20 protein-coding genes and 1 pseudogene are annotated in these 20,596 nt (G+C 70.9%); 9 read left to right on the top strand and 12 right to left on the bottom strand.

The window, feature by feature from the left end; all coding sequences use genetic code 11:
• Positions 1 to 105 precede the first annotated feature (105 nt).
• Positions 106 to 1,164 (bottom strand): aspartate-semialdehyde dehydrogenase, encoded by a 1,059-nt coding sequence (locus tag FNV62_RS28110; protein ID WP_097285618.1) that lies wholly within the window; start codon positions 1,162 to 1,164, stop codon positions 106 to 108.
• Between the two features lie 34 nt (positions 1,165 to 1,198).
• A complete protein-coding gene (locus FNV62_RS28105; protein WP_054231382.1) occupies positions 1,199 to 2,476 on the bottom strand; it encodes an aspartate kinase in 1,278 nt (425 codons plus the stop codon).
• 298 nt (positions 2,477 to 2,774) lie between these two features.
• Here FNV62_RS28105 and FNV62_RS28100 point away from each other — a divergent pair, with 298 nt between their 5' ends.
• The gene (locus FNV62_RS28100; protein ID WP_225900402.1) at positions 2,775 to 3,572 is read left to right on the top strand and encodes a response regulator transcription factor; all 798 of its coding nucleotides are present in this window, start codon (positions 2,775 to 2,777) and stop codon (positions 3,570 to 3,572) included.
• Positions 3,569 to 4,864 (top strand): sensor histidine kinase, encoded by a 1,296-nt coding sequence (locus tag FNV62_RS28095; RefSeq protein WP_097285617.1) that lies wholly within the window; start codon positions 3,569 to 3,571, stop codon positions 4,862 to 4,864. The genes FNV62_RS28100 and FNV62_RS28095 overlap by 4 nt, the downstream gene beginning before the upstream one ends.
• Here the strand turns inward: FNV62_RS28095 and FNV62_RS28090 are convergent.
• Positions 4,830 to 5,330 carry an SgcJ/EcaC family oxidoreductase gene (locus FNV62_RS28090; protein ID WP_143627486.1) on the bottom strand — a complete coding sequence of 167 codons (501 nt, stop codon included), beginning with the start codon at positions 5,328 to 5,330 and terminating at the stop codon, positions 4,830 to 4,832. The genes FNV62_RS28095 and FNV62_RS28090 overlap by 35 nt on opposite strands.
• Positions 5,331 to 5,538: 208 nt before the next feature.
• Here FNV62_RS28090 and FNV62_RS28085 point away from each other — a divergent pair, with 208 nt between their 5' ends.
• Complete coding sequence (locus FNV62_RS28085; RefSeq protein ID WP_144316525.1) at positions 5,539 to 6,246, top strand: sulfite exporter TauE/SafE family protein; 708 nt, start codon at positions 5,539 to 5,541, stop codon at positions 6,244 to 6,246.
• 219 nt (positions 6,247 to 6,465) lie between these two features.
• Here FNV62_RS28085 and FNV62_RS28080 read toward each other — a convergent pair whose 3' ends face one another.
• A complete protein-coding gene (locus FNV62_RS28080) occupies positions 6,466 to 6,990 on the bottom strand; it encodes a MarR family winged helix-turn-helix transcriptional regulator (protein WP_054231379.1) in 525 nt (174 codons plus the stop codon).
• A gap of 95 nt (positions 6,991 to 7,085) precedes the next feature.
• Between FNV62_RS28080 and FNV62_RS28075 the strand changes: the two genes are divergently transcribed.
• Both FNV62_RS28075 and FNV62_RS28070 read left to right on the top strand, forming a co-directional pair.
• Entirely contained in the window at positions 7,086 to 7,553 is a 468-nt protein-coding gene (locus tag FNV62_RS28075; protein ID WP_060899735.1) for a cupin domain-containing protein, read from the top strand.
• A 41-nt stretch (positions 7,554 to 7,594) separates the two neighbouring features.
• On the top strand, positions 7,595 to 8,491 hold the full coding sequence (locus tag FNV62_RS28070; protein WP_060899734.1) for an alpha/beta hydrolase: 897 nt from the start codon (positions 7,595 to 7,597) through the stop codon (positions 8,489 to 8,491).
• 13 nt (positions 8,492 to 8,504) lie between these two features.
• Here FNV62_RS28070 and FNV62_RS28065 read toward each other — a convergent pair whose 3' ends face one another.
• The 3 genes from FNV62_RS28065 to FNV62_RS28055 are packed head-to-tail and all read right to left on the bottom strand — an operon-like array spanning position 8,505 to position 10,155.
• A complete protein-coding gene (locus tag FNV62_RS28065) occupies positions 8,505 to 9,164 on the bottom strand; it encodes a DUF5063 domain-containing protein (protein WP_060899733.1) in 660 nt (219 codons plus the stop codon).
• Positions 9,157 to 9,756: a recombination mediator RecR gene (gene recR, locus FNV62_RS28060; protein WP_054231375.1), complete on the bottom strand. Its 600-nt coding sequence runs from the start codon at positions 9,754 to 9,756 to the stop codon at positions 9,157 to 9,159. The genes FNV62_RS28065 and recR overlap by 8 nt, the downstream gene beginning before the upstream one ends.
• 57 nt (positions 9,757 to 9,813) lie before the next feature.
• Positions 9,814 to 10,155, bottom strand: a complete 342-nt coding sequence (locus FNV62_RS28055; protein ID WP_075033091.1) for a YbaB/EbfC family nucleoid-associated protein — start codon at positions 10,153 to 10,155, stop codon at positions 9,814 to 9,816.
• A gap of 316 nt (positions 10,156 to 10,471) precedes the next feature.
• Here FNV62_RS28055 and FNV62_RS28050 point away from each other — a divergent pair, with 316 nt between their 5' ends.
• A complete protein-coding gene (locus FNV62_RS28050) occupies positions 10,472 to 11,212 on the top strand; it encodes an SLATT domain-containing protein (RefSeq protein ID WP_143602438.1) in 741 nt (246 codons plus the stop codon).
• A gap of 235 nt (positions 11,213 to 11,447) precedes the next feature.
• On the opposite strand, the pseudogene FNV62_RS28045 reads toward FNV62_RS28050, so the two are convergent.
• From FNV62_RS28045 to FNV62_RS28030, 4 genes and pseudogenes are all read right to left on the bottom strand, one after another.
• Positions 11,448 to 11,759 (bottom strand): annotated as a pseudogene (locus tag FNV62_RS28045) (phosphate ABC transporter substrate-binding protein); the annotation flags it as partial.
• A gap of 119 nt (positions 11,760 to 11,878) precedes the next feature.
• Positions 11,879 to 13,831: a serine/threonine-protein kinase gene (locus tag FNV62_RS28040; protein WP_143602437.1), complete on the bottom strand. Its 1,953-nt coding sequence runs from the start codon at positions 13,829 to 13,831 to the stop codon at positions 11,879 to 11,881.
• Positions 13,832 to 13,915: 84 nt separating this feature from the next.
• Complete coding sequence (locus tag FNV62_RS28035; protein ID WP_054231371.1) at positions 13,916 to 14,404, bottom strand: MarR family winged helix-turn-helix transcriptional regulator; 489 nt, start codon at positions 14,402 to 14,404, stop codon at positions 13,916 to 13,918.
• On the bottom strand, positions 14,401 to 15,057 hold the full coding sequence (locus FNV62_RS28030) for a type 1 glutamine amidotransferase family protein (RefSeq protein WP_225900401.1): 657 nt from the start codon (positions 15,055 to 15,057) through the stop codon (positions 14,401 to 14,403). Before FNV62_RS28030 ends, FNV62_RS28035 begins: the two co-directional genes overlap by 4 nt.
• A 200-nt stretch (positions 15,058 to 15,257) precedes the next feature.
• On the opposite strand from FNV62_RS28030, the gene FNV62_RS28025 reads away from it, so the two are divergent.
• From FNV62_RS28025 to FNV62_RS28015, 3 genes are all read left to right on the top strand, one after another.
• Positions 15,258 to 16,613 carry an aspartate aminotransferase family protein gene (locus FNV62_RS28025; RefSeq protein ID WP_143627482.1) on the top strand — a complete coding sequence of 452 codons (1,356 nt, stop codon included), beginning with the start codon at positions 15,258 to 15,260 and terminating at the stop codon, positions 16,611 to 16,613.
• Positions 16,614 to 16,966: 353 nt separating this feature from the next.
• Positions 16,967 to 17,662, top strand: coding sequence for a GntR family transcriptional regulator (locus tag FNV62_RS28020; RefSeq protein WP_075033086.1), 696 nt, complete (start codon positions 16,967 to 16,969; stop codon positions 17,660 to 17,662).
• 158 nt (positions 17,663 to 17,820) lie between these two features.
• Complete coding sequence (locus FNV62_RS28015) at positions 17,821 to 18,471, top strand: hypothetical protein (protein ID WP_054231368.1); 651 nt, start codon at positions 17,821 to 17,823, stop codon at positions 18,469 to 18,471.
• A gap of 160 nt (positions 18,472 to 18,631) precedes the next feature.
• Here FNV62_RS28015 and FNV62_RS28010 read toward each other — a convergent pair whose 3' ends face one another.
• Complete coding sequence (locus FNV62_RS28010) at positions 18,632 to 20,464, bottom strand: bifunctional metallophosphatase/5'-nucleotidase (RefSeq protein WP_097285611.1); 1,833 nt, start codon at positions 20,462 to 20,464, stop codon at positions 18,632 to 18,634.
• Between the last annotated feature and the right edge of the window lie 132 nt (positions 20,465 to 20,596).

The raw sequence follows: 20,596 nt of genomic DNA, 5'->3' as shown, positions 1-20,596 counted from the left end.
AACTGACACAGATCCTACAAACGAATCCGGTCATGGCCAGGGAGTTTTTGCCCCCTGGACACCCTGGGCAGGGAAACCCACCGGCCGGTCACCTGACGCGGCCGTCTAGAACAGCTCCGCCGCCACCAGTTCCGCGATCTGCGCCGTGTTGAGGGCGGCGCCCTTGCGGAGGTTGTCGCCGCAGACGAAGAGTTCGAGGGCGGTCGGGTCGTCGAGGGCCCGACGGACGCGGCCCACCCAGGTCGGGTCGGTGCCGACGACGTCCGCGGGGGTGGGGAACTCGCCGGCGGCCGGGTTGTCGAACAGGACGACTCCGGGCGCGGTGGCCAGGATCTCGCGGGCCTTGGCCACGGTGACCCTGCCCTCGAAGCGGGCGTGCACGGTGAGGGAGTGCGTGGTCACGACCGGGACGCGGACGCAGGTCACGGCCACGGGCAGGGCCGGCAGCCCGAGGATCTTGCGGGACTCGTCCCGCACCTTCATCTCCTCCGAGGACCAGCCGTCCTCGCGCAGCGACCCGGCCCACGGGACGACGTTCAGCGCCACCGGCTCCGGGAAGGGGCCCGTGTTGTCGCCCACGACCCGACGTACGTCACCGGGGGTGGTCCCCAGTTCCGTACCGGCGACGAGGGACAGCTGCTGACGCAGGGTGTCGACGCCCGCGCGCCCGGCGCCGCTCACCGCCTGGTACGAGGAGACCACCAGCTCGCGCAGGCCGAACTCGGCGTGCAGCGCGCCGAGCGCCACGATCATGGAGAGGGTGGTGCAGTTCGGGTTGGAGATGATCCCGCGCGGGCGCACGCGCGCGGCGTGCGGATTCACCTCGGGGACGACCAGTGGCACGTCCGGGTCCATCCGGAACGCGCCCGAGTTGTCGACCACGATGACGCCCTTGGCCGCGGCGATCGGCGCCCACTGCGCGGCCACCTCGTCGGGGACGTCGAACATCGCGACGTCGACCCCGTCGAAGGCGGCCTCGTTGAGCGCCACCACCTCGACCTCCTCGCCGCGCACGGCCAGCTTGCGGCCGGCCGAGCGCGGGGAGGCGAGCAGGCGGATCTCGCCCCAGATGTCCGCGTGCTGGGACAGGATCTGGAGCATGACCGTGCCGACGGCCCCGGTCGCGCCCACGACCGCCAGCGTCGGTCCTGCCGGCCTGGTCATCAGCGGCGGCCAGTGCCGCCGTACGAGAGGACGGTCATCGTCCGGTGCCTCCGTAGACGACGGCCTCGTCGCTGTCGGAGTCGAGTCCGAAGGCGGTGTGCACCGCGCGGACGGCCTCGGAGACGTCGTCGGCACGCGTGACCACCGAGATGCGGATCTCGGAGGTGGAGATCAGCTCGATGTTCACCCCCGCGTCGGACAGCGCCTCGAAGAAGCCGGCCGTGACACCCGGGTTCGTCTTCATACCCGCGCCGACGAGCGAGATCTTGCCGATCTGGTCGTCGTAGCGCAGCGAGTCGAAGCCGATCACGTTCTTCGCCTTCTCCAGGGCGTCGATGGCCTTGCGGCCCTCGGTCTTGGGGAGGGTGAAGGAGATGTCCGTCAGGCCGGTGGAGGCGGCGGACACGTTCTGCACGACCATGTCGATGTTGATCTCGGCATTGGCGATGGCACGGAAGATCGAGGCGGCCTCGCCCGGCTTGTCAGGGACACCGACGACCGTGACCTTGGCCTCGGAGGTGTCGTGAGCGACACCGGAAATGATGGCCTGCTCCACCTTCTGGTCCCCTTGCTTGATCGGTGCGCTGCTGACCCAGGTGCCCTGCAGCCCGCTGAAGGACGAGCGCACATGGATCGGGATGTTGTAGCGGCGGGCGTACTCCACACAGCGGTGGAGCAGCACCTTGGAGCCGGAGGCGGCGAGCTCCAGCATGTCCTCGAAGGAGATCCAGTCGATCTTCTTCGCCTTCTTCACCACCCGCGGGTCGGCGGTGAACACGCCGTCCACGTCGGTGTAGATCTCGCAGACCTCGGCGTCCAGCGCCGCGGCGAGCGCGACGGCCGTGGTGTCGGACCCACCGCGCCCGAGCGTGGTGATGTCCTTCTTGTCCTGCGAGACGCCCTGGAAGCCGGCGACGATGGCGATGTTGCCCTCGTCGAGCGCCGTCCGGATGCGGCCCGGCGTGACATCGATGATCCGCGCTTTGTTGTGGACCGAGTCGGTGATGACGCCTGCCTGGCTGCCGGTGAAGCTCTGGGCGCTGTGGCCCAGGTTTTTGATCGCCATCGCCAGCAGGGCCATGGAGATCCGCTCTCCGGCGGTCAGCAGCATGTCGAACTCTCGTCCGCTGGGCATCGGAGATACCTGCTCGGCGAGATCGATCAGCTCGTCCGTCGTGTCGCCCATCGCGGAAACGACCACGACCACCTGGTGGCCGTTCTTCTTCGCTTCCACGATTCGCTTGGCGACGCGCTTGATGCCCTCGGCATCGGCTACGGAGGAGCCTCCGTACTTCTGCACGACAAGGCCCACGTGCGCTCCTCGCTCAATCCGTCTCTGTACCGCACAACTGCGGTCGGCTCAGTCTAACGAGCGGCCGGATTTCCCTTCCGGAGTGTCGAATCGTGAGATGTCCCGCTCACGACGTGATCACTCCGGACCGTCGAGGTCCACCGGGAGTCCACCGGAGTCGTCAGATCCACCGGTTTCGGCAGGGTTCCTCCGGCCGCTCCGAGCGGCACCTGCCCGCCCACACGCCCCGCCACTCCGGAAAGTGCCCCGTGTCACACGACGTCGCCGTGTCTTAACTCTCAAGCACTAAGGTTCGGCTGTGCGCGTACTCCTGGTGGAAGACGATGAGCCGGTCGCCGAGTCACTGCGTCGAGGACTGCTGCGCTACGGCTTCCAGGTCGAGTGGGTGACGACCGGCCACGCGGCGCTGGCCCACCAGGGCCCGTACGACGTCGTCCTCCTCGATCTCGGCCTGCCCGACACCGACGGCCTCGACGTCTGCAAGGCGCTGCGGACCCGCGGTGACGTGCCGATCATCGTGATCAGCGCGCGCAGCGACGAGACCGACCGGGTGGTGGGCCTGGAGATAGGCGCCGACGACTACGTCTCCAAGCCCTTCGGCGTACGGGAGGTCATCGCGCGAATAAGGGCGGTGATGCGGCGCGTCCGGCCCCGTACGGAGACGTCGGCGGGCCCCGACCGGTACGGGCCCCGGCTCACCGTCGACCGCAAGGCCGCCCGGGTCCGCCTCGACGGCGTCGAGGTGGCGCTCGCGCCCAAGGAGTACGACCTGCTCGCGTTCCTCACCGAGGAGCCGGGCGCGCTGATGTCACGCGAACAGATCATGGAAGCGGTCTGGGACGCGAACTGGTTCGGCCCGACGAAGACGCTCGACGTCCATGTCGCCGCGCTCCGGCGCAAGCTCGCGGGGGCGATCACCATCGAGGCGGTACGGGGGGTCGGGTTCCGTCTGGAGGTCGTACGGGATCCGGTGCCGGACTTGAAGACGGCCTCGACCTCGGAGACTGCCCCGACCTCTGACTCGGCCTCCGACGCGGCCTTCGGCTCGGACCCGCAGTCGGCCCCCGCTCCGGATCAGGGCGCGCCCGGCTCATGATCCGGCAGCTCATCGTCAGTTACGTCCTGCTGGTGGCCGTCGCACTGACCGCGTTCACCGTGCCGGTGGCCTTCACGCTGACCTCGCAGCTGCGCGGCGACACCGAGGCCTCGGTGCGTCGGGAAGCGAACACGATGGCGCTGATGCTGGCGCAGGGCGACCCCGCCTCACGGGCCGCGCTGGACCGGCTGGCGACCGCGTACGCCGACCGGACGCCCGGCCACGTGGACGTCCTCCCGGCCTCCGGCACGGACGGGACGGACACGGCGCGCTGGGGCGACGGCGCGCTGCGGGTGACGGTCCCGGCGATCAGGGACAACCACATCGTGGGCGCGGTGCGCGTCACGTACCCGACCTCCGATCTGACCGCCCGGCTGTGGCGGATCTGGGGCTTCCGGGCGATCCTCGCCGTCGGTGTGCTGGCGGTGGCCGCCGGGCTCGGCGCGCTGGTGGCGCGCCGGCTGACCCGGCCGCTGCGGCAGCTCAACGAGATGGCGAGCAAGTTCGGCGACGGGGATCTGACCGCGCGCTCGCCGGTGACCGGACCGCCGGAGACCCAGCGCCTCGCCCGCACCCTGAACTCGGGCGCGGAACGCCTGGACACCCTCATCGACTCCCAGCGGATCTTCGTCGCCGACGCCTCCCACCAGCTCCGTACCCCGCTCACGGCGTTGCGCCTGTCCCTCGACAACATCGCGGACGGGGTCGAGGACGCGTTCGTGCGCGAGGACGTGGACCAGGCCACCGCCGAGGTCGTCCGGATGAGCCGGCTGGTGAACGGACTGCTCGTGCTCGCCCGCGCCGAGGCGAAGGTCTCGGCGGCCGAGGCGCTGCCGCTGCGGGAGCTGGTGGAGAACCGGCTCGCGGTGTGGCGGCCGGCCGCCGAGGAGCGCGGGGTGACCATCGCGCAGGAGGGGGAACTCGGCGGCCGGTCGCTCGTGCTGGCCAGTCCCGGGCACCTCGACCAGGTCCTGGACAACATCCTGTCGAACGCCCTGGAGGTCTCCCCGGACGGTTCGGTGATCACCGTGAAGGTGGCGGTCCGCCCCGACGAGGTGGTGCTCTCGGTCCTGGACCAGGGCCCCGGCATGTCCGACGCGGAGAAGGCCCGCGCCTTCGACCGCTTCTGGCGCGGCCAGGGCCTGACCGGGCGCTCCGGGTCCGGGCTCGGCCTCGCCATCGTCAAACAGCTGGTGGCGGACGACGGCGGGACCGTGGCCCTGCGCGACGCGCCCGGCGGCGGGCTGTGGGTGGCCGTCAGCCTTCGGGCATCACCGAGGAGTGGTGGTTGACGATCAGCCACTTGCCGCCGCGCTTCTCGTACTCGTACGTGTAGCGGGCCTCGACGGTGCGCCTGGCGCCGGTGTCCGGGTCGGTGAGCGTGAACTCGTACAGGCCGGTGTCGAGGGCGGAGTTCTCGTCGAGGACGTTGACGATCGTCTCGATCTTCTTGCCGACCGGCTTGTTCGCGAGGAAGTGCTCGAAGTAGTCGACGATCTCGGCGTGCGTGTCGCGGATCCTGTTGGAGACGGTGGGCAGCAGGACGGCGTCGGAGGCGTAGCGGTCGGCCACCTTCTCCGGGTCGCCGGTCTTCAGCGCGGCGTTCCAGCCGTCGAACAGTGCGGCGATCCGCGCCTTGGTCGGCGGCTTCTGCGGGACCGCGCCGGCCGATGTGGTGATGCCGATGCTCACGGCGGTCGCGGCGGCGAGGGTGGAGGCGGTGATGACGGCGGCGCGCTTGCGTATCCGGCGCTTCATGAGAACTCCAGTGCGGTGGGGGTACGTGCGGTGGGAGTGCTCCGCTTGCCGCGGGAGCGACTCCAGGCTCTCTTCGCGCTGGTTAGGGGCCGTCCAGCGGACGTGCAGGGCTGATCCAACTCCCGGCCAACTCACGCTGCGCGAGGGGGTGGTGACGGGCCTGTGGGAGAGCCGGGTGGGGTAAGGGACATGGGTGACGGGTGAGTTGATGCTGGGCGGGATCGTGCTGGTGGGGTCCTGTGTGCAGTGGCTGACCGGGATGGGCTTCGCGCTCGTCGCCGTGCCGGCGCTGGTGCTGCTGCTCGGGCCGGCCGAGGGTGTCGTCCTCGCGAACTGCGCCGCCGGGGCGATCTGTGTCGTGGGGCTGGCCGGTGGGTGGCGGCGGGTGCGGCCACGCGCGATGGTGCCGTTGTGTCTGGCGGCGGCGCTCACCGTGCCGGTGGGCAGCTGGGTCGCACGGCGGCTGCCGCCGGCCGAGCTGTTGGTCTTCATGGGCGCGCTGGTGACGGTGGCCGTGGTCGTGGTCATGCGGGGCGCCCGGCTGCCCGCGCTGCGTGGCACGCGGGGTGCGGTGGCCGCGGGGGCGGCGGGCGGGTTCATGAACTCCGCGGCGGGGGGGGGGGGTCCGCCGGTCTCCCTGTACGCCCTCAACGCGGGGTGGACGGTACGGGAGTTCGTGCCGAACGCGCTGTTCTACGGGGTGGTGGTGAACGCCTTCTCGGTGGCCTCGAACGGCGTTCCGCATCTTGGGTCGGCACAGTGGGGGGTCGTGGTGACGGGGATGGTGCTGGGGGCCTCGATCGGGAGGGTGCTTGCCGAACGGGTGCCGGAGCGGCGGGCGCGGGTGCTCGTGCTGTTGCTGGCGTTGATCGGTGGGCTCACCACGTTGGGGGAGGGGTTGTGGGGGCTGGGGTGACCTGTGACGCGGCGGAGCGCCGGGGGGGGGCGGTTCGCGGGGCGCCTGGTGCCTGTGGTGGGGCGGGGCCGTGGCGGTGCGTCGAGCCCGTCGCCGCTGGATCAGGCGTGGGCCGGGCAAGGGAGCCGCTGCTCGATCCGGGCGTAAGCGACGGGCTTGCGACGCACCGCCACGGCCCCTCGCGTCGCATTGCGGCTGCGGGTGCGGTGGCTGCGGGGGTCAGTCGTTGCGGAGTGTCGTGGGCTTGCGACCGGGCGTTGCCGAGCGGGGTGGGGTCGTGCGCATGTGGGTGCGGACCCGGCCCAGTACGTCGCTGAGTGTGGTGATGTCGGAGCGGTTCAGGGGTGTGACGAGGAGCCTGCGTACGACCGCCACGTGGCCCGGCATCACTCGGCCGAGGAGCTCCTTGCCCTGTGGGGTGGCGGTGACGTTGACGCTGCGTTCGTCGTCCGCCGAGGGTGCCCTGGCGACCAGTCCCGCCTTGGCCAACTGGGCCACCTGGTAGGTCAGTCCGCTGCGACTGTGGACCAGGCGGTCGGCGATGTCGGTCATCCGCAGCTGCCCCTCGGGGGCCTGCCCGAGCACGGCGAGGATCTGGAACTGGGTGTAGCTGAGGCCGCCCTCGTCGCGCAGCTGCTGGTCGACGGCGTGCTGGAGCAGGCTGCCGACCTCCATCAGGGCGAAGTAGGCGGCCAGTTGCTCGGGATCCAGTCGCTCGGGATCGGGGGGCGGGGTGTCGGGCATGACCAAGAGTTTACTTGCTGCGAATTCGAAGCAGAAGTAAGGTCACCATGTGCTTCGAATTCGTAGCATCTGCCACAGCGAAGGGGAGACTGGTCATGAGCATGGCTTATCTCGCGCAGGCCGATCAGCAGCAGAAGCTCGAATGGCTCGACGGCGGCGTCTTCGCCGTGTTGCTGGACAGCGCGGCCACCGACGGGCAGCTGACCGTCGGGCGGTTCAGCGTCACCAAGGGCGAGGCGCCGCCGTACCACGTGCACACCCGTGAGGACGAGGTCTTCATGCTGATCAAGGGGACCGCGCTGGTCTGGTCCGACGATCAGGAGATGGAGCTGTCCGAGGGCGGCATCGTCTATCTGCCCAAGAACGTCCCGCACGGCTACCGGATCACCTCCGACACCGCCGACCTTTTGATGATCTGCACCCCGGGCGGCATCGAGGGCATGTTCCGGCACGCCGGACGCGATCTGGCCACCCCTCGGCCCGAGGGCTTCCGGATCGAGCCGGAGCTGCTGGCCGAGGCCGCCGACAAGTACGGGCAGATCGTCCTGGGACCGCCCCGCTGACCGACGCCCGCCCCGCCCCGCTCACCGATGAGAGGTCCCTCATGACTCAGCAGCAACGCCAGACTCTTGACGAGCTCCTGCGGCACGCCCCGTTCGACATCGGAGGTGAACTCGGCGAACAGCGCGCCCTTTTCCACGAGATGATCGCGTCCGTGCCGCCGCCCGAAGACGTCACGGCCACGCCGGGCCGGCTCGGTGGCATACCGGTCGTCACCGTGGAGACTCCGGGTGATGATTCCTCGGCCGTGGTGCTCTACTTCCACGGCGGCGCCTACGCCCTCGGCTCGGCCGGCGACTCCGTGGGCCTGGCCGCCGACGTGGCCCGGCGGGTCGGGGTCCGTGCCGTGTCGGTGGACTACCGGCTGGCACCGGAGCATCCGTTCCCCGCGGCCGTCGACGACGCCGTGGCCGCCTATCGCGCCCTGCTCGCGGACGGGACCCCCAGCTCCGAGGTCGCGTTCGTCGGTGAGTCCGCGGGCGGCGGGCTGGTGGTGGCGACGCTCGTCGCGCTCAAGGAGGCGGGGCTGCCGCAGCCGTCGTCGGCCGTGGTCTTCTCCCCCTGGGCCGATCTGACCCTGTCCGGGGACAGCCTGACCGGCAAGGCCGACGTCGATCCCGCGCTGACCGCCAAGGGGCTGCAGATCCGCGCCCGCGACTACCTGGGCGAGACCGACCCCGCCACGCCCCTGGCCAGCCCGGTCTTCGCCGACCTGACGGGGCTCGCGCCCCTGCTCATCCAGGTCGGTTCGCACGAGATCCTGCTGGACGACGCCGTACGACTGGCCGCCCGCGCCGCCGAGCACGACGTGGCGGTCGAGCTGCAGGTCTGGCCCCAGGTCCCGCACGTCTTCCAGGGGTTCGCCGCGCTGCTCGACGACGCCGACGCCGCGCTGACCTCCGCCGCCGCCTTCACCCGGGCACACTGGCCCGCCGGTTGACCCCGGACCGGGACTACTTGGACGACCTGATGCCGAGCGGCCCGCCGATCTCCTCGGCCATGACCCGGCCCGCCTCCTCCGCGAGGACCTCCTCGCCGAGGTCCTGGTCGGTGTCGAGGCCGTTGAGGTCGTCCAGGGGCTGGTTCAGGCGGACGTGGGCCACCAGGGACTGGAGGGCGCGCAGGGCCGCCGAGGTGGTGGACCCCCAGTTGGAGAAGTAGGAGAACTGCCACCACCACAGGGCCTCGGTGGTGCGGCCCGCGCGGTAGTGGGCCATGCCGTGGCGCAGATCGGTGATGACGTCCGCGAGGTCGTCCGAGATGCGGCAGGCCACCGGGGCCTTGCGCGGTTCGTACGGGTCGAACACCTCGGAGTAGACGTCGATCGGGTCCAGCATGACCGCGAGGCGCTCACGCAGGTCGTCGACGTCCGGCTCCGGACCGAGGTCCGGCTCGTAGCGCTCGTCGGGGACGATGTCCTCGTGCGCGCCGAGACGGCCGCCCGCCAGCAGCAGCTGGGACACCTCCAGAAGGAGGAAGGGCACGGCGGAGTCCGGCTCGTCGCCCTTCGCCACTTCGGTGACGGCGACGATGAAGCTCTCGACCTGGTCCGCGATCTGAACCACGAAGTCGTCCGGGTCCTGGCTGGTCGCGTGCAGCGTGGCGTCAGACATCTAGGAGTCGTCTCCCCTCGAAGGCGCGGCCGAGTGTGACCTCGTCCGCGTATTCCAGGTCGCCACCCACCGGGAGGCCGCTGGCCAGGCGGGTGACCCTGAGGCCCATGGGCTTGATCATGCGGGCGAGGTACGTGGCCGTCGCCTCGCCCTCCAGGTTCGGGTCGGTGGCGAGGATGAGCTCCGTGACCGTGCCGTCGGCGAGACGGGCGAGGAGTTCCCTTATCCGGAGGTCGTCGGGGCCGACGCCCTCGATCGGGCTGATCGCGCCGCCCAGCACGTGGTACTTGCCCCGGAACTCGCGCGTCCGCTCGACCGCGACGACGTCCTTGGGCTCCTCGACCACACAGATGACGGTCAGATCCCGACGCGGGTCGCGGCAGATGTTGCACAGATCCTCCTGCGCCACATTGCCGCAGGTCGCGCAGAAGCGGACCTTCGCCTTGACCTCCATGAGGCACTGCGCGAGCCGGCGGACGTCCGTCGGCTCGGCCTGCAGGATGTGGAAGGCGATCCGCTGCGCGCTCTTGGGACCGACGCCGGGCAGCCGCCCCAACTCGTCGATGAGGTCCTGGACCACGCCTTCGTACACGGACTGCCGCCCTTCCTGGAATCTTTCAGTACGTACGGTAGTTGGCCGCCGCCGGTCTTAGAAAGGCAGGCCGGGGATGCCACTGCCGCCGAGGCCCTGGGCGAGCGGGCCGAGCTTCTGCTGCTGGAGCGCCTGGGCGTTCTCGTTGGCCGCCTGGACCGCCGCGACGACCAGGTCGGCGAGGGTCTCGGTGTCCTCGGGGTCCACCGCCTTCGGGTCGATGACCAGCGCACGCAGCTCGCCCGAGCCCGTCACCGTCGCCGTCACCAGACCGCCACCCGCCTGGCCTTCGACCTCGGTGCGCGCGAGTTCCTCCTGCGCGTTGGCGAGGTCCTGCTGCATCTTCTGGGCCTGCTGGAGCAGCTGCTGCATATTGGGCTGGCCACCACCGGGAATCACGATCAGCTCCTGGTTCGTACGGCTGTCTGGACGGGGTTTTCCCGTTCAGCACGAGCCTACGTGGTTGGCGGGGCCGTCGCCCAAGCACTCTTTCGAGTGAGACGATCTCGAATCCTATACCTGATCAAGACCCTCTTCCGGGCGGAAAAGCGGCGAAACCCGGGCCATCGCCACCCATTGGGCGGTAGGAAGGGAGCGACGCTTCGGCACCACGCGTCACTTGACATCACACAACGTCACCAGACACAACGTCACCAGCACGATCCAACATCACCAGCTTCGTCCTTCGTCGTCCTTCGCCAGTAGGGAGTGCCGGGTGAGCCAGCCGGAGATGCAGCCCGAGGGGCCGCCCCAGGACGGGCGGGACGACAGGGCCGCGGGGACCCGGCCGGGTGATCTGACCGGCCGGGCGTTCCCGCTCGGGGACTGGGGGGAGCCTGCCGAGCGGCTCCATGAGCTGTACCGGTGGGTGGAGCGGGGGGCGCTCGACACGGCGTCCTGGTATCTCGCGGACCGGGTGTGGAAGCGGCGGGGGGCGCGGGTGCTGCGGGGTGGGGCGGCGGCGGGGGCGGTGGCCGGGGCCGCGCTTCCCCTGCTGGATCTCACCGGAGTGGTCGGCGGGGTCGCCCCCTGGGGGTATCTCGCGCTGCTGCTCGGGGTCGCGTGCGTGGCCGGGGACCGGTTCTTCGGGGTGACCTCCGGGTGGATAAGGGACGTGGCGACCGCGCAGGCCGTACAGCGGCGGTTGCAGGTGTTGCAGTTCGACTGGGCGTCGGAGAGTGTGCGGGAGGTTTTGGGGCCGACGGAGGGGACCGCCAGCGAGGCGGCGGATCGGTGTCTGGGGGTGTTGCGTCGGTTCTCGGAGGACATGACGGAGTTGGTGCGGGTGGAGACGACGGACTGGATGGTGGAGTTCCGGACCGGGGCCGCGCCGCTGGGGATCCAGTCGTCGCTGGCCGGGGTTCCTCGGGCGGAGGGTGCGTCGGCTGGGCGGCTGCCGTTACCTCCGGGCACCCGCCCGAACATGCCTCGCCAGCGACCCCCGGAGCCGCGCTAGCGTTCCCTCGCCCCCGCCGCCCCTACCCAACCCATCCCCAGGGGCTCCGCCCCTTCAACCCCACCGGGGCTCCGCCCCCGAACCCCCGATCGGCCTGAACGGCCTCGTCCTCAAACGCCGGACGGGCTGAAAGATGCGCGCCAGCGCCCCTTCAGGGGCGCGGGGAACTGCGCGACCAGCCCCCACCAGGCCGCAGCCGAACGAACCGGGCGGGCGGGGGGCGCGGGGCGAAGGGTCAGTTGGTGCCGCAGATTTTCAGGCCCACCGGGGTACCGCACGGTAGGTGGCCGTGGGTGCGGATGACGTCCTGGCCGTTGCCGCGGCTGATGTAGGTGAGGAAGCTGGAGGCGAGGGAGTCGGCGGGCGGCTGGCCGTAGGTGTAGGCGTACTCGATCTCCCGGTACGGGTAGGAGGACGTGCCGTGTTCCAGGTCCTCCACGGACGCGGTGTGGCCGTCGAGGGTGAGCTGGTGCAGGCCCTTGTACCCGGTGGCGAGGTTCAGTTCGCTGTAGCCGATCGCCCCGGGCAACCCGGCCACGGTGCTCAGCCACTCCATCGCGAGCCACTCCCCCGAGCCCAAGGTGCGGTCACCGTACGGCTCGAGGCGGGAACACCCGGCGTACGCCGGGTGAAGTTCGGCGGCCTTTCAACCGAACTGACGCCTCGTCATCCACTCTTCGTGTAAGTCAACGACTCACCCGAGCCCGTGTTCACCCGGCGCAGCCGGCCGTCGGACTGCAGGGTGATCTCGGAGGCGGCGCCCGGGGAGCAGGAGGAGATCGGTGCGCCGCCGGTGACTTCGGACGGCCCGATCACCAAGGGGCCGCCGGCGCCGGGGGCGGCGGTCAGTTCGGCCCGGAAGACGCAGTGGTAGGTGCTGCTGCCGGACGGACCGTCCGCGACGAGCGAGAGGACCGTGTCGCCCACCGCGCCCTGCTGGATGGTCAGTCGGCGGGTGTTGTGGCCCGTCGCGTTGTCGATGGAGGCGTCCCAGGTGCCGAGGAACCCCTCCGGGATCGCGCCGCCGCCCTGGGATGCCTGGGGCGAGGGCGAGTCGGAAGGGGAGGAGGAGGGAGTGGAGGGGGAGGACGGGGACGAGTCGGGCGAGGACGGGCTCTTGGACGCGGCCGAGGACGCCTTCGCGTCGTCGGTGCCCTTGGCCGGGCCGCCCTGCATCAGCGCGTAGACGGAACCGCCCGCGCCGAGCGCGACGACCAGCGCCACGACGATCAGGGCGGCGGTGGAGCGGCCGCTTCTGCGCGGCGGCTCGGGCTCGGGGACGCCCGCGGGGCCGTACGGCGTGGTGGGCATGCCCGGTCCGTACGGCGGCGTGGGGCCGTACGAGCCGGGCGCGCCCCAGCCGCCCTGCGGATGGCCGTACGCGGGCGGGCCCGTGGGGCTGGGGTGCTGCTGGGGATGGCCGTACGCGGGGTGCGCGGCGGGCGGTGCGGCCGGCGGGGGCGTCTGGTCGGCGCCCGCGATCAGCGTCGGGAGGTGGTCCGTCGAGGCCGGTCCTCCCGGCGGGGGCGGGGTGGCGGCGTGTTCCGGGGCGACCTCGGGAGCGGGAGCGGGGGTAGGGGCGGGTGCGGCCGAGGACTTGGACAGGTCCAGGGCCGCCGGGGCGGATCCCGGGGCCGGTTCCTGAGCGGGGGCGGCGGCCTGACGCGTGGGCGGCGCCGGAGCCGGTGCGGGGCGCTCGGCCGGGTTCTCCGTGTCCAGCAACCGCACGGCGTGCCGCCCGAGTTGGGCCACCAGCGCGCTGGGCAGCCACGGGTCGCGGGAGCGTCCTTCCACGACGGTGTCCTCCGCGCCGATGCGCTCCAGGATCTCGTCGAGGCCGGGGCGGGCGGCGGGGTCCTTGCGCAGACAGTGACGTACGAGGTCGGCGAGGCCCTCCGGTACGCCGTCCAGGTCGGGATCCTCCTGCGCGATGCGGAACATCATCGCGTGCACCCCGCTGTTCGCCGCCCCGAAGGGCAGGGCGCCGGTGGCGGCGTACGAGAGGACCGAGCCCAGGCAGAAGACGTCGCACGCGGGCGTGACGCGGTCGCCGCGGACCTGCTCGGGCGCCATGAATCCGGGCGAGCCGACGAGGGCGCCGGTGCGGGTGAGGCCGCCGTCGGTGACGGTCTCCAGGGCGCGCGCGATCCCGAAGTCGATGACGCGCGGGCCGTCGATGGTCACGAGGACGTTGGAGGGCTTGAGGTCGCGGTGGATGAGTCCGGCGGCGTGGATGTCCTTGAGGGCGTGGGCGAGTCCGGCCGCGAGGATGCGGACGGAACGTTCCGGTAGCGCTCCGTGGTCGTGGCCCACGACCGTCTGGAGGGAGGGTCCGGCGACATACCCGGTCGCGACCCACGGGACGGCGGCCTCGGTGTCCGCGTCGAGGACGGGGGCGGTCCAGAGGCCGCCGACCCGGCGCGCGGCCAGCACCTCCTGGCGGAAGCGGGCCCGGAACTCCTCCTGCGCGGCGAGTTCCTCGCGCACCAGCTTCACGGCGACGGTACGGCCCCGGTCGGAGCGGGCCAGATAGACGCGTCCCATGCCACCGGCACCGAGCCGCGCGAGCAGTCGGTACGCCCCGATCTGCTGCGGTTCCCCCGCCCCCAGCTTCTCCATCGTCGTGCCGCCCTCCCCCGCGCCTGTGCAACCGCCCGAGGCCGAGGATAGTGCGGCCCCACCGGGAGGTGGGTGGGGCGGTGTCTACGGTTCAGTAACAGCACCTGGCGTTTCCGTGACGTCCGTCGCGGCCCCGTCGATCTCGTCGAGAACCGCCGACAGTCGCTCCAGGATCCGTACGGTCTCGGCGAAGCCGTCCTCCCCGAGCGCCCGCGCCAGCCGGTCGGCGAGGGTCGCGTGGCCGGGGCCGATCGCGGCGACAGCGGTACGGCCGGCGGCGGTCGGGGAGAGCAGTTTGGCGCGGCGGTGGGCGGGGTTGGGCAGGTACTCGGCGAGGCCCTCGCCGACCAGCAGATCGGCGACGCGCTGGACGCTCTGCCGGGTGATGCCCATGACGCGGGCGATCCCGGCGACGGGGAGCGGCTCGGGGAGCACCGCGCCCAGCACCTGCCACCAGGCGGCGGTCAGCCCCGCGGGGCGGGCCAGTTCGTCCGCCACGGAGAGGAACTGGCCGTTGAGCCGGAAGACGCCGAGGGCGGCGCGGCTGAGGAGGTTCTGCCGTTCCCGGCTCATCGGGCGGCCTCCTCGGCGGCCCCTGAGGCTTTCTCCAGTACGGCGTACGCGGACGCGTCGGAGTCGTGGAACAGGCGGTACCAGGCGTCCAGGACCTCCCCCTCGTACACCCCGAGGAGGCGGAGGACCTCCCGGGCGAAGGCGACGGGCTCGGTCGGTCCGGCGGTGACGAGGTTGCCGTCGGTGACGGCGTCGGTGTCGGCGTACCGCCCGCCGCCCCGGTAGCCGGTGGCGGCGAGGTAGAAGGACACGGCACTGGTGTGGTCCCGGTCGTCGAGGAGCCCCTCGCGGGCGAGCCCGGCCGTCGCCCCGCAGATCGCGGCGACCGGCACGCCCGCGTCGAGGAAGGCACGGGCCTTGCGGGCGAAGGGGGCGAGGTCGTCGGAGGTGTCCCAGAGGTCGGCGCCGGTGAGGATCAGCAGGGAACTGTCCTCGGGGCGGAGTTCGTCGAGCGCGAGGTCGGGCTGGATCCGGAGACCGCCGATCGTCGTCACCGGCTCCCGGGTGGGGCCGACGGTCCGGATCTCGCGGCCGGCGCGGGCGAGATACGCGGTGGTGTGGCCGGTCTCCCAGTCGGCGTAGGTGTCGTAGACGGCGAGGTGGACGGGACCGCCGTGGTCGTTCATCGCGTTCATCGCGCTCGTTGCTTTCATCGCTCTCTCCTCGCGTGGGTCATGAGGGCGCCTGTGCGGTGGTGGCGGTGATGCGCTATGTCAGCATGCTGTCATTTAGACAGTATGCTGTCAATGAGTGGTTGTCGGCGGCCAAGCCCGACAGACTGTCGTGGAAAGCCCCCGGTCACAGACAGGACGCCGATGTCGCGCCCCCTCCGGGGACATTTACGCTTCGGCGCATGACCCCTCAGCCCAACCCCCAGGTCGGCGCCGCCGTGAAGGCCGCGGACCGCGCGCACGTGTTCCACTCCTGGTCCGCTCAGGAGCTCATCGACCCGCTCGCCGTCGCCGGCGCGGAGGGGTCGTACTTCTGGGACTACGAAGGCAAGCGGTATCTGGACTTCACCAGCGGGCTCGTCTTCACCAACATCGGCTACCAGCACCCCAAGGTCGTCGCCGCGATCCAGGAACAGGCCGCGACCCTGTCGACGTTCGCGCCCGCCTTCGCCGTGGAGGCCCGTTCGGAGGCGGCCCGGCTGATCGCCGAGCGGACCCCGGGCGACCTGGACAAGATCTTCTTCACCAACGGTGGCGCCGAGGCCGTCGAGAACGCCACGCGCATGGCCTGGCTGCACACCGGCCGTCCGAAGGTGCTCTCCGCGTACCGCTCGTACCACGGGGCCACCTCCACCGCGATCAACCTCACCGGTGACCCGCGGCGCTGGCCGAACGACAGCGGCGCGGCGGGCGTCGTCCACTTCTGGGCGCCGTTCCTCTACCGCTCCCCCTTCCACTCCGACAGTGAGCAGCAGGAGTGCGAGCGGGCGCTTCAGCACCTGGAGGACACGATCGCCTTCGAGGGGCCGGGGACCGTCGCGGCCGTCATCCTCGAGACGATTCCGGGGACCGCGGGGATCATGACGCCGCCTCCCGGCTATCTCGCCGGGGTGCGGGCGCTCTGCGACCAGTACGGGATCGTCTTCATCCTGGACGAGGTCATGGCGGGGTTCGGGCGCACGGGGAAGTGGTTCGCGGCGGACCACTACGACGTGACGCCGGACCTCATGACCTTCGCGAAGGGCGTGAACTCGGGCTACGTTCCGCTCGGCGGTGTCGCGATCTCCTCGGCGATCGCGGAGACCTTCGCCCGGCGGCCCTACCCCGGGGGGCTCACGTACTCCGGGCATCCGCTGGCCTGTGCCGCCGCCGTCGCCACCATCAACGTGATGGAGGAGGAGGGCATCGTCGAGCAGGCCGCGCGGATCGGGGAGACGGTGCTCGGGCCCGGGCTGCGGGAGCTGGCGGCGCGGCATCCCAGTGTGGGTGAGGTGCGCGGTACGGGGGTGTTCTGGGCGCTGGAGCTGGTCAAGGACCGGGAGACCCGGGAGCCGTTGGTGCCGTACAACGCCGCCGGTGAGGCCAATGGGCCGATGGTCGCGTTCGGGGCGGCGGCGAAGGCGCGGGGGCTGTGGCCGTTCATCAACATGAACCGGACTCATGTGGTGCCGCCGTGCAATGTCTCCGAGGGGGAGGCGAAGGAGGGGCTCGCGGTGTTGGACGAGGCGTTGTCGGTGGCGGACGAATACACCGTGTGACGTGCGGGGGACGGCGCGCGGGGGGATCTCGCCCCCGCCGCCCCTACCCGTCCCATCCCCCAGGGGCTCTGCCCCTTCGACCCCGGGGTGGCTGGGTCGGCTGCGGGTGGGTGGGGGCTTGGCGCGCAGTTCCCCGCGCCCCTCGGGGCGGGACTGCGCCCCGCATCCCCCGGCCGAGCCAAGTTCGTCAGCTGACGCCCGGTGGGGGCTGGGCGCGCAGTTCCCCGCGCCCCTGGGGGCGGGGCTGGGGCCCGCGTTCTCCTGGCCCTGAGGGGCTCGTGTCCGCGTAAGGTGTCGTGCTTGTAGAGAAGCGCACGCACGTGCACCCGTACGCAATGAGGGAGCGAGAGGCCATGCCCGGCACCGGCGGCAACGGCGCCGTAACCCGCAGCACCCTGCGGCAGCAGATCGCGGACGCGCTCCGCGACGAGGTGCTGGCAGGCCGGCTCCGGCCCGGGCAGGCGTTCACGGTGAAGGAGATCGCCGAGCAGTACGGCGTCTCCGCCACCCCCGTCCGCGAGGCCCTCGTCGATCTGTCGGCCCAGGGCCTCCTGGAGGCGGACCAGCACCGCGGCTTCCGCGTGCACGAGTACTCGCCGGACGACTACCGCGGCATGATCGAGGCCCGGAGTCTCGTCACCGACGGGATGTTCCGGAGTCTCCTCGCCGGAGGCATGGCGCAGGCCGACGATCCGCGCACCCTCGCCGCCCTCGCCGGGGTCCGCCGCCGCGGTGAGGAGGCCCAGCGCGCCGCGACGGCCGGCGACCTGAACATCCTCATCGGCTACGACCTGCGCTTCTGGCGCGAGCTGAGCGCCCTGTTCGGCAACGCCTACCTCGCCGACTTCCTGCACCGCCTGCGCGTCCAGTCCTGGGTGTGCACGGTGCAGCACCTGCGCCGGGTGGAGGATCTGAAGGGCCACCTGTGGGCGGGCCACACGGAGCTCGTGGACGCGCTGGCCCGCCGCGACCCGGGCGCGGCGCACGCGATCGTCGCCGCGTACAACGAGCACTCCCTCGCCCTCATCGAGCGCCTGGCCGCCGGATGAGCGCGACGTGAGGTCGTGGCGGGAGGTGTGTGCGCCGGTGCGACAGGTGGGCGCTCGGGGTGTGGGTACGGGATCCGCACGAGGGGGACTGAGGACGGGTCCCACCCATTACGCTTCCCTGACCACCGTGCTTCCCAAGGAGCTAGAGGAGCCGTCTGTTGGCCTGTGACCTGTGGCTGGTCCCGCTCGTCGACGTGTTGTGCCACACCCCCGACAATCCCTTCGCCGAGGAGCTCGCGCTCTACGACAAAGCGCTGGGCGAGGCCGGACTTCCGCCGGTCCCGGTGTACGCGTACATGCCGGGGCTTTCCGGCGACGTGGCCCCGGTCGCCGGTTTCGACTACGACGCGCTGCACTTCCTGCGCCGGGCGTATCTGCTCCAGATGTGCGGCCTCGCGGTGACCCCGGTGGACGAACTGGGCGGCGACTACGAGCAGTTGCTGGAGATGTTCGAGACGAACGCCCAGCAGTCGCACCTCGTGTGGCACTACGACCACGCGGGCGCGTACGTCCCGGTCGACTTTCCGCACCCGCTCGCCAATGACGAACTCCTCGCCGGGGGCGGCCCCCTGGGCTCCTCCCAGACGCTGCTGCGTGAGCTGGAATTCGTGGCCCCGTCGATCGGTATCGACCCGGCGAACCCGCCGGCCGCCCCGCAGCCGCCCATGGCTCCCACGGAGCTGGAGGAACCGGCCGCGCCCGCCCCGTACGACGCGAGTCCGTTCGCGCGCGAGCGGCATGTGTGGCTCGGCCTGCACGCGGCGGCGACCCGCAGCCTCGCCCAAGGGTCGATGATCATCTTCAGCTGAGGCGCACGCTGCCCGCGGGAAAGGCCCAGGTCCCACCGGAGTCGGTGGGACCTGGGCCGCCTTGCTGTGTCGGTCGCGGACCGCCCCCCAGGTTCTGCCGTTGTCGTCGGAGAACTTGTGGGACCAGGCTCGCCTTGGACCGGAGTCCTTTGACTGGCTGTCAGCTGGCTGGGAACACCGGCGTCCCGTCCTGCGTCAGCTTCCAGTTGGTGACCGCGAAGTCGGCCGGGTCGAGGGTGCCCTTGGCCGTGACGTAGTCGATCATCAGCTGGCGGATCTCGTTGGTGGAGCTGTACGCGATGTCGGCGGCCGCGATGTGCGGGTAGCCGCTGCCGCCGTTGGCGCGGTAGTTGTTGACGGCGACGACGAAGACCTGGTCGTCGGCGACCGCCACACCCTTGTAGGTGAGGTTCTTGATGCGGGAGCCCTCGGCCTGCGCGATGTCGATGTCGTACTCGACACCTGCGGCGGTGTCGTACATGTAGTCCCAGAAGTTGTTGGCGTTGGTGAGGGTGGCCGTGTCCACCTTCGTGCCGGACGCGAACTGGTGGTAGTACTTCGCCGCGTACTCCAGGTAGTCCTTGAGCTGGGCGCCCGTGAGCTTCTTGCCGTACAGGGTGTTGTCGTAGATGTAGAGCCCGGCCACGTCGCGGATGGTGACGTTGCCCGCCGGGATGTCGGCGGTGCGGCTGAAGGGCGCGGCGACGGAGATCAGGGGGAGGGCGGCGTCGGCGGTGGACAGGCCGGAGGCCACCGTCGCCATCTGGACCTGGTGGATGAAGTCCATCACCGGGACGTCCTTCCAGCAGGCCTCGGCCGCGGAGAGGTCCACGGTGCAGGTGCCGACCGGAGTGTTGACGTACTTCACGACCAGGTCGTGGTCGGCCTTGAGGAGCCTGGTGATCTCCGGGTCCTCCTCGACGGTGTTGCTGTTGAGGGTCTGCGCCTTGGTGCTCGTCACCTTCCACTGGCCGTGGTGGAGTTCGAGCTCGAAGTCGAAGACGGTCAGGCGCATGCCCCAGCAGTACGGCTCGGAGAGGACGACGTCCTTGCCGGTCTCCTCGTTCTTCACCGTGTACGACGAGACCTCGACGTGCGTGTGACCGACGAGGATCGCGTCGATGCCGGGGACCTGCTGGGCGACGAGGTTCGAGGCGTTCTCGACGTACGGCAGCTCACTGCCGTACGACGAACTGCCGTCCAGGCCCGAGTGGTCGGTGAGGAACACGACGTCGCACCCGAGGGCGCGCATCCGCGGGACGTACTTCTTCGCCTGCTCGACGAGTCCGGTGAACGCCATCTTCCCGGAGACGTTGTCCTTGTCCCACAGGGCGATGCCCGGGTTGGTGAGGCCGAGGATGCCGACCTTGATGTCCGGGGCGCCGGGGACACAGATGCGCTTCACGGTGTACGGCTGGAAGGCCGGACGCAGCGTCTTGGCGTCCAGCGCGTTGGCGCCGAGCAGCGGGAAGTGACACTGCTTCTCGAACTTGCGCAGGGTCTCGATGCCGTAGTTGAACTCGTGGTTGCCGAGGGCGGCGGCGTCGTAGCGCATGTGGTTCATGGCGACGGCCATGGGGTGCACGGGGGCACGCTTGCCCTTGGCGGCGACGATGGGGTCCACACGGGCGTAGTAGTACGCCAGCGAGGTGCCCTGGATGATGTCGCCGGCGTCGACGAGCAGGACGTGGTTCTCGCCCTTGGCGGCGCGCTGCTGCTTGATGAGGGTGGCGACGCGGGCGACGCCGACCGAGTTACCCGCCTTGTCCTTGTACGTCGCGTCCGTGTAGTAGTCCCAGTCGAAGATGTGGCTGTGCAGGTCGGTGGTGCCCAGGATGGAGAACGACCAGGTACGGGGCGCCTTTTCGGGCTTGTGGTCCGCGGTCTGGGCCTGGGCCGGGGTCGCGGCGACAGCCCCCGCGACCGTGACGGCCGCCCCGGTGACGGCCGACTTCTTCACGAACTCCCGGCGGTTCATGGGATTGACGGGCATACGTGTCTCCTGGGACTGGCTGGGACTTGACTGACGGGAGCAACTGCGCGAGTCGTGCGGGGACTTCGGGCACTGCGGATGCGCCGGCTGCGCTACGTGCGCTGCGCGCACTCAGTGCACTACACGCGTAGA

The organism is Streptomyces sp. RLB3-17 (genome assembly GCF_007113425.2).
Lineage (GTDB): Bacteria > Actinomycetota > Actinomycetes > Streptomycetales > Streptomycetaceae > Streptomyces > Streptomyces mirabilis_D.
This window is presented reverse-complemented; position numbering and strand designations above follow the sequence as displayed.

Excerpts from the sequence above, each read along its gene's own strand:
- FNV62_RS28110 (WP_097285618.1), bottom strand. The coding sequence starts at position 1,164 with ATGACCAGGCCGGCAGGACCGACGCTGGCGGTCGTGGGCGCGACCGGG.
- FNV62_RS28095 (WP_097285617.1), top strand. The coding sequence starts at position 3,569 with ATGATCCGGCAGCTCATCGTCAGTTACGTCCTGCTGGTGGCCGTCGCA.
- FNV62_RS28090 (WP_143627486.1), bottom strand. The coding sequence starts at position 5,330 with ATGAAGCGCCGGATACGCAAGCGCGCCGCCGTCATCACCGCCTCCACC.
- FNV62_RS28085 (WP_144316525.1), top strand. The coding sequence starts at position 5,539 with ATGCTGGGCGGGATCGTGCTGGTGGGGTCCTGTGTGCAGTGGCTGACC.
- FNV62_RS28080 (WP_054231379.1), bottom strand. The coding sequence starts at position 6,990 with ATGCCCGACACCCCGCCCCCCGATCCCGAGCGACTGGATCCCGAGCAA.
- FNV62_RS28075 (WP_060899735.1), top strand. The coding sequence starts at position 7,086 with ATGAGCATGGCTTATCTCGCGCAGGCCGATCAGCAGCAGAAGCTCGAA.
- FNV62_RS28070 (WP_060899734.1), top strand. The coding sequence starts at position 7,595 with ATGACTCAGCAGCAACGCCAGACTCTTGACGAGCTCCTGCGGCACGCC.
- FNV62_RS28065 (WP_060899733.1), bottom strand. The coding sequence starts at position 9,164 with ATGTCTGACGCCACGCTGCACGCGACCAGCCAGGACCCGGACGACTTC.
- FNV62_RS28040 (WP_143602437.1), bottom strand. The coding sequence starts at position 13,831 with ATGGAGAAGCTGGGGGCGGGGGAACCGCAGCAGATCGGGGCGTACCGA.
- FNV62_RS28035 (WP_054231371.1), bottom strand. The coding sequence starts at position 14,404 with ATGAGCCGGGAACGGCAGAACCTCCTCAGCCGCGCCGCCCTCGGCGTC.
- FNV62_RS28030 (WP_225900401.1), bottom strand. The coding sequence starts at position 15,057 with ATGAAAGCAACGAGCGCGATGAACGCGATGAACGACCACGGCGGTCCC.
- FNV62_RS28025 (WP_143627482.1), top strand. The coding sequence starts at position 15,258 with ATGACCCCTCAGCCCAACCCCCAGGTCGGCGCCGCCGTGAAGGCCGCG.
- FNV62_RS28020 (WP_075033086.1), top strand. The coding sequence starts at position 16,967 with ATGCCCGGCACCGGCGGCAACGGCGCCGTAACCCGCAGCACCCTGCGG.
- FNV62_RS28010 (WP_097285611.1), bottom strand. The coding sequence starts at position 20,464 with ATGCCCGTCAATCCCATGAACCGCCGGGAGTTCGTGAAGAAGTCGGCC.